Source organism: Rosenbergiella sp. YN46, assembly GCF_036620675.1.
Lineage (GTDB): Bacteria > Pseudomonadota > Gammaproteobacteria > Enterobacterales > Enterobacteriaceae > Jejubacter.
This window is the reverse complement of record NZ_JAZHEE010000099.1, coordinates 1-750: the sequence shown is the minus strand read 5'-3', so window position 1 is coordinate 750 and position 750 is coordinate 1. Positions and strand designations below refer to the sequence as shown.

Annotated in this window: 1 pseudogene; it reads left to right on the top strand. The window is 65.1% G+C overall.

What is annotated here, in order from left to right:
- Nucleotides 1-656: 656 nt before the first annotated feature.
- Nucleotides 657-750: pseudogene (locus V3W49_RS22675) on the top strand (SDR family oxidoreductase); the annotation flags it as partial.

Sequence of the window (750 nt, the reverse complement as noted above, 5' to 3'; positions counted from 1 at the left end):
CCGCCCGGCCAGTTCCACCAACAGGCCCTTGATCGCGTCCAGGGCGTCCGGCGTCACGCCCCGGTCGCGCTCAACGGCGCGGATCCTGTCGATCGTGCCCGCCACAGCTTCGGTGCGTTGCTTCCGCGTGTCCATTCTCTACTTCCTCCCGGGCCGGCGAGAGTAATACCAAGGGACGCTGATCATGACCCGACGAGCCGGCTTACCAAGGTTTTCGGCCTTAAGCGTGCGCTGTGGCGATGCGGGGCATCGCGAAGCGTGCGCGACGCCGTCCGAAAGCCTTGGTAAGCCGCCGTTGCGGTCGCGTATGCGGCCCGTCGGAGGGCGTCGAAAAGTTTTGACGATGCACCGCATCGCCTGCACCTTTCCTCCTGCCCGACGAGCCGCCTACGCGATCTCTATGAGTCATGATCAGCGCCCCTTGGTATAAGGTGTCGACGGGTTCAGGGGAGAAGGTGACACGACCGCTTGACTCTCTGCTCGTCCGTCACCGGCAGGCGCCGCCTTCGACTTGGCGAACTTCCTGCCCACCCCTGGCGCCGCCCGACGGGATGGAACGCCGGTCGCCGACTACACTGCGCGATGATGTCCGGAAACCTCGCAACGCCGTCGTATGGGTACAATTTAGCTGATGCAGGCCACTAAGGAGACCGCTCATGGATTTGGGGATCACCGGAAAGACGGCGCTGGTGTGCGCCGCCAGCAAGGGTCTGGGCAGGGCCTGCGCCATGTCCCTGGCGCGCGAGGGAG